This window comes from Kitasatospora sp. SolWspMP-SS2h (assembly GCF_003259315.1).
In the GTDB taxonomy this organism is placed as follows: Bacteria; Actinomycetota; Actinomycetes; order Streptomycetales; family Streptomycetaceae; genus Kitasatospora; species Kitasatospora fiedleri.
Window position 1 is genome coordinate 224,797 of record NZ_QLLT01000013.1, and the last position, 8,107, is coordinate 232,903.

The 8,107-nt window shown below is 74.2% G+C and carries 8 protein-coding genes; 2 read left to right on the plus strand and 6 right to left on the minus strand.

The annotated features are described in order from the left end of the window. Positions 1 to 85: 85 nt before the first annotated feature. Genes K353_RS18325 through K353_RS18335 form a run of 3 tightly spaced genes read right to left on the minus strand, consistent with a single transcriptional unit; the run spans position 86 to position 3,714 of the window. On the minus strand, positions 86 to 574 hold the full coding sequence (locus tag K353_RS18325) for a MarR family winged helix-turn-helix transcriptional regulator (RefSeq protein WP_146616502.1): 489 nt from the start codon (positions 572 to 574) through the stop codon (positions 86 to 88). 34 nt (positions 575 to 608) lie between these two features. Continuing rightward, positions 609 to 2,369 carry an MFS transporter gene (locus K353_RS18330; RefSeq protein WP_111554684.1) on the minus strand — a complete coding sequence of 587 codons (1,761 nt, stop codon included), beginning with the start codon at positions 2,367 to 2,369 and terminating at the stop codon, positions 609 to 611. A 52-nt stretch (positions 2,370 to 2,421) separates the two neighbouring features. After that, complete coding sequence (locus K353_RS18335; protein ID WP_199528152.1) at positions 2,422 to 3,714, minus strand: cytochrome P450; 1,293 nt, start codon at positions 3,712 to 3,714, stop codon at positions 2,422 to 2,424. 412 nt (positions 3,715 to 4,126) lie between these two features. Between K353_RS18335 and K353_RS18340 the strand changes: the two genes are divergently transcribed. Continuing rightward, the gene (locus tag K353_RS18340; RefSeq protein WP_111554685.1) at positions 4,127 to 5,113 is read left to right on the plus strand and encodes a sigma-70 family RNA polymerase sigma factor; all 987 of its coding nucleotides are present in this window, start codon (positions 4,127 to 4,129) and stop codon (positions 5,111 to 5,113) included. A gap of 25 nt (positions 5,114 to 5,138) precedes the next feature. Here K353_RS18340 and K353_RS18345 read toward each other — a convergent pair whose 3' ends face one another. After that, on the minus strand, positions 5,139 to 6,200 hold the full coding sequence (locus K353_RS18345; RefSeq protein WP_370447620.1) for a helix-turn-helix domain-containing protein: 1,062 nt from the start codon (positions 6,198 to 6,200) through the stop codon (positions 5,139 to 5,141). On the opposite strand from K353_RS18345, the gene K353_RS18350 reads away from it, so the two are divergent. Then, entirely contained in the window at positions 6,148 to 6,573 is a 426-nt protein-coding gene (locus tag K353_RS18350) for a cupin domain-containing protein (RefSeq protein WP_111554687.1), read from the plus strand. The genes K353_RS18345 and K353_RS18350 overlap by 53 nt on opposite strands. 165 nt (positions 6,574 to 6,738) lie before the next feature. On the opposite strand, the gene efeU is transcribed toward K353_RS18350, so the two are convergent. Next, positions 6,739 to 7,584: an iron uptake transporter permease EfeU gene (efeU, locus tag K353_RS18355; RefSeq protein ID WP_111554688.1), complete on the minus strand. Its 846-nt coding sequence runs from the start codon at positions 7,582 to 7,584 to the stop codon at positions 6,739 to 6,741. A 43-nt stretch (positions 7,585 to 7,627) separates the two neighbouring features. Then, positions 7,628 to 8,107, minus strand: a 480-nt coding sequence (locus K353_RS18360) for a Dyp-type peroxidase (RefSeq protein ID WP_146616503.1), incomplete at its 5' end; no start/stop codon positions are given.

Below are 8,107 nucleotides of genomic sequence, written 5' to 3' on the forward strand. Positions count from 1 at the left end.
CCCACCCGCGAACGCCCCCGGCCACCGCGCCCGCTCGGGAGACCAACGGGGGCCAACGGCGGCGGGCGGCAGCGGGCGGCGGCGGTCAGAGGTCGAACGACACCAGGTGCTCCAGCACGGGCAGCGCCGCCATCAGCGTCCGCCGCTCCCCGTCGGTGAGTTCGGCGGTGCGGCGGGCCAGCACCTCGGAGCGCTGGCGGCGGATGCGGGCCAGCAGTTCGGTTCCCTCCGGGGAGAGTTCGACCAGGACGGAGCGGCCGTCGTTGGGGTCGGGGACCCGGCTGACCAGCCGGGACTCGACCAGGGGGGCGACGGTGCGGGTCATCGACGGGGCGGCGACCCCTTCCAGTGCGGCGAGTTCGCCGAGCCGGATCGGGCCGTGCTGTTCGATCCGGGCCAGCGCGGACTGCTGGGCGAAGGTGAACTCCTGCCGGTCGGAGGCCTGCACCAGTTGCCGGTGCAGCCGGGAGATCACCAGCCGCAGCCGCACCACCTCGGCCGGGTCGAGCCCGCCCTCGCCGCCCTGCCCCACGCCCGGACTCCCCTGCTCCACGCCCGGATTCCGCTGCTCCACGCCCGGACTCCCCTGCCGCACCGTCTCGTTCACGTCAGGCCGTTCGCCGGGACACCGCGGCGTCCCCGTCCGGCGCGGCGGCGGTGCCGTCCTCGGGCGCGGGGGCGGCCGGGACGGCCTTGCGGCCGCGCAGCAGCGAGGCGGCGGCGGCGACCAGAGACATCGCGATGGCGAGCGAGAAGACCACCATCAGGCCGTCGTGGAACGGGCCGGAGATCAGGTGCGGGAAGAACTCCCGGCCGGTGAGCGTCTGCGCGTTGGCGGCGGGCAGGCCGGAGAGGACCTGCGGGCCGAGCAGTTCGTGGATCGGGTTGTAGCCGAGGAAGGCCGCGAACAGCGTTCCGACGGGCGGCAGTTGGGCCACCGCGTGGGCGTCCGCCGGGGAGACGCCCTGGCCGGTGAGCCCGTCGCTGAGGGTCTGCGGGAGCGAGCCGGCCAGGCCGGCCACCATCAGCGAGAAGAACACGCCGATGGAGAGCACCATGCCGGCGTTCTGGAAGGTGGCCCGCATGCCGGAGGCGGCGCCGCGGTCGGCGGCCGGCACGCTGGACATCACCAGGGCGGTGTTGGGTGCGGCGAACAGTCCGCCGCCGAGGCCGTTGAGGAACACCAGCAGAGCGAACCACACGTACCCGAAGTCGGTGGGGAGGACCAGCAGCCCGGCGAACGAGGCGGCCATCACGACCAGGCCGCCGGCCGCGAACAGGCGGGCGCCGAAGCGGTCCGAGAGGTAGCCGGCGATCGGGCCGGCGGCCAGGAAGCCGATGGTCAGCGGCACCAGGTAGATGCCCGCCCAGAGCGGGGTCTGCTCGTACTCGTAGCCGTGCAGCGGCAGCCAGATGCCCTGGAGCCAGACGATCAGCATGAACTGGAGGCCGCCGCGGGCGATCGAGCCGAGCAGCGTCGCCAGGTTGCCGCCCGCGAACACCGGGTCGCGGAACAGGCGCAGCGGGAACATCGGCTCGGCGACCTTCGTCTCGATCGCGCAGAACGCGACCAGCACGGCCGCGCCGCCGATCAGGCCGGTCAGCACCCAGGGGTTGGTCCAGCCCATGGTGTGGCCGCCGTACGGCTGGATGCCGTAGGTGATCGCGGCGAGCAGCGCGGTGAGGCCGACGGCGAAGCTGACGTTGCCCCACCAGTCGATCTTCCCGGGGCGGCGGACGCCGGTCTCGTGCAGCGAGCGGTAGGCCCAGACGGTGCCGATGATGCCGATCGGGACGTTCACCCAGAAGATCGACCGCCAGTTCCACTCGGCGAGGACGCCGCCGAGGACCAGGCCGATGAACGAGCCGGCGATCGCGGCGACCATGTTGACGCCGAGCGCCATGCCGCGCTGCCGGGCCGGGAAGGCGTCGGTGATGATGGCCGCGGAGTTCGCCATCAGCATCGCGCCGCCGACCGCCTGCACCACCCGCCAGCCGATCAGCCACAGCGCGCCACCGCCGCCGCCCATCGGGTCGAGCGAGAGGATCACCGAGGTGACCGTGAAGATCAGGAAGCCGGCGTTGTAGATCCGCACCCGCCCCCAGATGTCGCCCAGCCGGCCGAGCGTCACCACCAGGACGGCGGTGACCAGCATGTAGCCCATCAGCATCCAGAGTAGGTAGCTGACGTTGCCCGGCTCCAGCGGGTTGAGGTGGATGCCGTTGAAGATCGCCGGCAGCGAGATCAGCACGATCGAGGAGTTGATCGTGGCGATCAGCATGCCGAGGGTGGTGTTCGAGAGCGCCACCCACTTGTAGCGCGGGTGCTCCGCGCCGATCCACCGTTTCTTCGTGTCCACGTCCGCCATCTCCTGCCCGCCCCTGGGAAGCCGTGATGATAGTTAGCTGATGTGAACTAAATTACTGCGCGACCGCCCGCCCCCGCCACCCGTCCCGGATGGTGGACCCGGGGCCGCCGCCGTGCAGCAGGACCGGGAGTTCGCGGGGGCCGTTGGAGATGAAGGACTCCAGCGGGCGCAGTCCGTCGGCGGGGACGGCGAGGGTGAGGCGGGGGAAGCGGTCGAAGAGGGCGGCGAGCGCGATCCGGGACTCCAGCCGGGCGAGTTCGGCGCCCAGGCAGTAGTGGACGCCGTGGCCGAAGGAGAGGTGGTCGCGGCGGGTGGCCCGGGTGTGGTCGTAGCGGGCGGCGTCCTCGCCGTGCAGGGCGGGGTCGCGGCCGGTGGCGAGGAAGTTGACCACCAGCAGGTCGCCGCGGGCGAAGGTCAGGCCGGTGGCCTCGTCGTGGACGTCCTCGACGGCGAAGCGCGGGAGGATGTTGGCCACGGGGGGCTGGAGCCGCAGGGCCTCCTCGACGGCGTCGGGCCAGCGGGCCGGGTCGGCGCGGAGCGCGTCGAGCTGCCCGGGGTGGGTGAGGAGCTGGACGACGGCGCTGCCGAGCAGGTTGACGGTGGTCTCGTGGCCGGCGCCGATGAGCAGCAGCAGGCTGTCGAGGAGTTCGCGCTCGTCGAGGCCGGTGCCGGTCTCCTCGTCGCGGGCCTGGATCAGCGCGGTGGTGACGTCCTCCCCGGGTTCCGCGCGCTTGGCCTCGACCAGCAGGGCGAGTCGGGCGTAGACGGCCTCGGCGTTGCGCAGCGCCTCCTCCGGGCCGGTGGCGGTCTCGAAGAGCCGGCCGACCGTGGAGCGGAACGCGTCGTGCATCGCATCGGGCACGCCGAGCAGGGTGTTGACCACCATCAGCGGCAGGACCCAGGTGAACTCGGCGCGCAGGTCGACGATCCGGCCGGGCGGGTGGGCGGCGAGGCGGTCGAGCAGGTCGGCGGCGACGGCCTCGATCCGGGGGGCGAGGGCGCGGATGCGGCGGGCGGTGAAGGCGGGGCCGATCAGGCGGCGCAGTCGGCCGTGCTCGTCGCCGTAGGCGGTGAGCGCGTTGCGGACGTCGGTCCACATCCGCAGCGGCCAGTCGGCGGGGATCTCGCCGGCCAGGTCGGCGCTCCAGTGCCGGCGGGCGTCCTTGGAGATCCGGGGGTCGGTGAGCAGGCGTTTGATCAGGGCGGGGTCGGTGACGGACCAGGCGGGGACGCCGCCGGGGAGTTCGATCGGCGCGGCCGGTCCGGCGGCGCTCAGGGCGGCGGTCTCGGCGTGCAGGTCGGCGCCGGCGGGGTCGAGTCGGTACGGGCAGCGCTGAGTGTCCATCAGGGGGCTTCTCCGGTACGGGTTTCGGTCCTGGGCGGGCCGATCGGACCGCCCGCCCGGGCGGCCCGATCGCGTGATCGTTTCGGACTGTACCTGCCGGTTTCCTTCGCCGGGCCGGGTTTTCCGACCTCCCCCGCCTCCCCCGCCTCCCCCGGTCCTGCCGCCCCGCCGCCGCACGGCCCGCGCCGCCACCGGGAGCCGGGCAGCACCGTCGTCATCGTCACCCGCGGCCTCCACCGCACCGGCCGCGTCCAGCTGCCCGCCGCCGCCCGGCCGCCCCGGGCGTGGAGCGCCGGGCGACGGCGGACCTGGCGGCCGACCGCATCGGGCTGCACCCGGGCGGCACCCGCCGACCGGCGCCCCGGCGCCCCTCCCGGCTGTCGCACCCGCGCACTAGGCTGGTCCCGTGCCAATGATCATGGATCGTGACGGGGTGGCGGAGCGGCTGGAGCCGTTCCGGCGGGAGCTGACGGCGTACTGCTACCGGATGCTGGGCTCGGCCTTCGAGGCGGAGGACGCGGTGCAGGAGACGCTGGTCCGCGCCTGGTCGAAGTTCGACGGCTTCGAGGGCCGGGCCGCGCTGCGGACGTGGCTGTACCGGATCGCCACCAACGTCTGCCTGGACATGGCGCCGGCCCCGCAGCGGCGGGCCCGCCCGATGGATCTCAGCTCGCCCTGCCCGGCCGCCGCGCCGGACTTGGCGCAGCTGGAGGAGAACGTCTGGGTGGGCCCGGTGCCGGACGCGCGGGTGCTGTCGGGAGATCCGGCGGAGGTCGCGGTGGGCCGGGAGTCGATCCGGCTGGCGTTCGTCTCGGCGCTGCAGAAGCTGCCGGCCCGGCAGCGGGCGGTGCTGATCCTGCGGGAGGTGCTGGCCTGGTCGGCGGCGGAGACGGCGGAGCTGCTGGAGACCTCGGTGGCCTCGGTGAACAGCGCGCTGCAGCGGGCCCGGGCCACGATGGCCGCGCAGGACCCGGCCGGTGACGCCTTCGACCCGCTGGACGAGACCCAGCGCTCCCTGCTGGCCCGGTACGTGCGGGCCTTCGAGTCGTTCGACATCGAGGCCCTGAAGCGGCTGCTGCACGAGGACGCGGTGCTGAACATGCCGCCGTTCCAGATGTGGGTGCGCGGCGTGACCGAGCTCGGCGAGTGGTGGCAGGGCGCGGGCTGCGGCTGCGAGGGGTCGCGGCTGCTGCCGGTGGAGGCGAACGGCACGCCGGCGTTCGCCCAGTACCGCCCGGCGGAGGACGGCGCGGGGTGGACGCCGTGGGGCATCACCCTGCTGGAGATCGTCGACGGCCGGATCGCCACCATGACCAACCACATGGACGTGGAACGGCTGTTCCCGCTCTGGGGCTTGCCGATGCGCCTGACCACCGACCCGCGCACCGCCGGGGCCTGACGCGCCGCCGCGGCCTGACGCGCCGTCAGGCCCGGGTGGTCTCGCGGGTGGCGCCCCAGGAGGCGAGCAGCCGCAGGCGCTCCTCGGACGGGGAGCCGGGTTCGGCGGTGTAGACGGTGAGGACGAGGTCGGGGTCGGCGGTCAGCCGCATCCCCTCGTAGGCGAGGGTGAGGTCGCCGACCGCCGGGTGGTGGAAGTGCTTGGTGCCGGTGCCGTGGTGCCGGACGTCGTGCGCGCCCCAGCGGGTGCGGAACTCGTCGCTGCGGGTGGAGAGTTCGCCGACCAGGTCGTGCAGCCGGCGGTCGTGGGGGTTGCGGCCGGCCTCGGTGCGCAGGAGGGCGACGGTGATGTCGGCGTGCCCGTCCCACCCGGGGTGGAAGCGGCGGGCGGCGGGGTCGAGGAACTGGAAGCGGGCGAAGTTCGGCGGGTGCGGCCCGGCGCCCGCGTAGACGTCGGCGTAGAAGGCGCGGGCGAGCGGGTTGGCGGCGACCAGGTCGGTCCGGCCGTTGCGGACGAACGCGGGGCCGCCGGTGATCGCGTCCAGCGTCCACTGGAGGCTGCGGTGCGGGGCCGGGGTCCGGTCCGCGCGGCGGCGCGGGCGGGTCAGCGCGTCGGAGCCGTCGGCGGCCCGGGCCAGGTGCAGCAGGTGGCTGCGCTCGGCGTCGTCGAGCCGCAGGGCCCGGGCGACGGCCTCCAGCACGGCCGGGGAGGCGCCGGCCAGGTGGCCGCGCTCCAGCCGGGCGTAGTACTCGACGCTGAGGTCCGCGAGCGCGGCGACCTCGCTGCGCCGCAGCCCGGGCACCCGGCGGCGCGGCCCGGCGGGCAGTCCGACCAGGTCGGGGGTGATCTTGGCGCGCCGCGAGGTCAGGAACTCGCGGACCTCCTGGCTGTTGTCCACCCCTCCGACAGTACGCGCCCGCGCCGCCCGGAGGGGTGCACCACCGGTACACCCCTCCGCGGTGCCTGGCCCCGCGCCGGGCGGCGCGCTTGGCTGGAGGGGACGCACCTCCGCACCCCTTCCCCAGGAGCACCCGATGGAATTCCTCCCGCAGCAGCCCAGCGGCCGGGGCCCGGCCGAGTGGTTCACCGGCGACGTCTGGTGGGACGTCCTCGCGGCCGGCGCGGAGCCGTCCCGGCTGCGCGCCAACCTGGTCCGCTTCGCGCCGGGCGCGCGGACGCACTGGCACACCCACGCGCTCGGCCAGACCCTGCACGTGGTCTCCGGCACCGCCCTGGTCGGCACCCGGGACGGCACCGTGCTGGAGGCCCACCCGGGCGAGAGCGTGGTCTGCCCGCCGGGCGAGACGCACTGGCACGGCGCCGCCCCCGACCGCTTCACGGCCCACCTGGCACTCTGGGAGGCCACCGCCGACGGCACGCCCGAGACCGTCTGGGCCGAGCCCGTCACCCCCGAGCAGTACGGCGCGCCCCGGCGCCGGAGCGATCCGGCCGCGCGGTGACGTGCGGGGCCCTGCCGCGCGGGGCCGTGCCGCGCCCTGTCGCGCCCGGCCGGCCCGGCGCGGGCTCCGGGCCGGAGAACGGGAACCGCCCGGGTGCCGCGCGTCGCGGCACCCGGGCGGTTCCCGTTCTCCTCGCCCCTGGAGCTCAGCCCCCGGGCTCGTCCCTCAGGCGGCCTTCGCCTCCGCCGAGACCTGCGCGGGCTCGGGCGGGGAGCCCGCGGGCTTGCGGAAGAAGAAGTAGAGCGTCGGCACCAGGTAGAGCGCCCAGACCCAGACCTGGGCCTTGGTCGGGTTCGGCTGGAAGTTGAAGACGCCCTTGAGCAGCGTCCCGTACCAGCTGTCGGCCGGGACGGTGGAGGAGATGTCGAAGGCCAGCGCGCTCAGGCCGGGGATCCAGTCGGCCTCCTGGAGATCGTGCACGCCGTAGGCGAGGACGCCCGCGGCGACGACGACGAGCATGCCGCCGGTCCAGGTAAAGAACTTCGCCAGGTTGATCTTCAGCGCGCCGCGGTAGAACAGCCAGCCGAGCACCACCGAGGTGAGCAGGCCGAGGGTCGCGCCGACCAGCGGGTTCCAGCCGTCGCCGGTGGCCTGGACGGCGGTCCAGATGAACAGCGCGGTCTCCAGGCCCTCCCGGCCGACGGCCAGGAACGCGGTGACGACCAGGGCGACGGTGCCCATGGCGAGCGCGGCGTCCAGCTTGCCCTGGAGTTCGCTCTTCAGGTGGCGCGCGGTGCGGCGCATCCAGAAGACCATCCAGGTCACCAGGCCGACCGCGATGATCGACAGGCTGCCGCCGAGCGCCTCCTGGGCCTCGAAGGACAGCTGGTTGGAGCCGAACTGGAGCAGCGCGCCGAAGGCCATCGCCAGCACGACGGCGCTGCCGACGCCGATCCACACCGGGCCGAGGCGGTCCCTGCGGTCGGTCTTGACCAGGTAGGCGATCAGGATGCAGACCACCAGGCTGGCTTCGAGGCCCTCGCGCAGGCCGATCAGGTAGTTGGCGAACACGGCGGTTCTCCTTGTTCAGACTTCGGAAGAGCGGGGCGGGGGGTCAGCCGAGGAGGGTCTGGCCCCACCACTCGCCGGGCTTGCGGACGCCGGGCGGGCAGGCGAAGTGGGCGGAGGCGACGTGGGTGATGTACTCGTTGAGCTTGTCGTTGGCGGCGAGCTTGGTCTGGAGCGGGACGAACGCCTTGCGGGTGTCGCGCTGGTAGGCCAGGAAGAACAGGCCGGCGTCGAGGCGGCCGAGGCCGTCGGTGCCGTCGGTGAAGGAGTAGCCGCGGCGCAGGATCATCAGGCCGTCGTTGCTGTCGGGGTGGGCCAGGCGGACGTGCGCGTCGGCGGGCATCGCGGACAGGTCGGGGGTGTCGCGTTCCTTCTGCTTGCCGTAGGGGGCGCCCTCGATCTTGGTGCGGCCGAAGGTGTCCTCCTGGTCCTTGAGCGAGGCGCGGTCCCAGGCTTCGATGGTCATCCGGATGCGGCGGGCGACCAGGTAGGAGCCGCCGGTCATCCAGTCGGCGCCGTCGCCGGG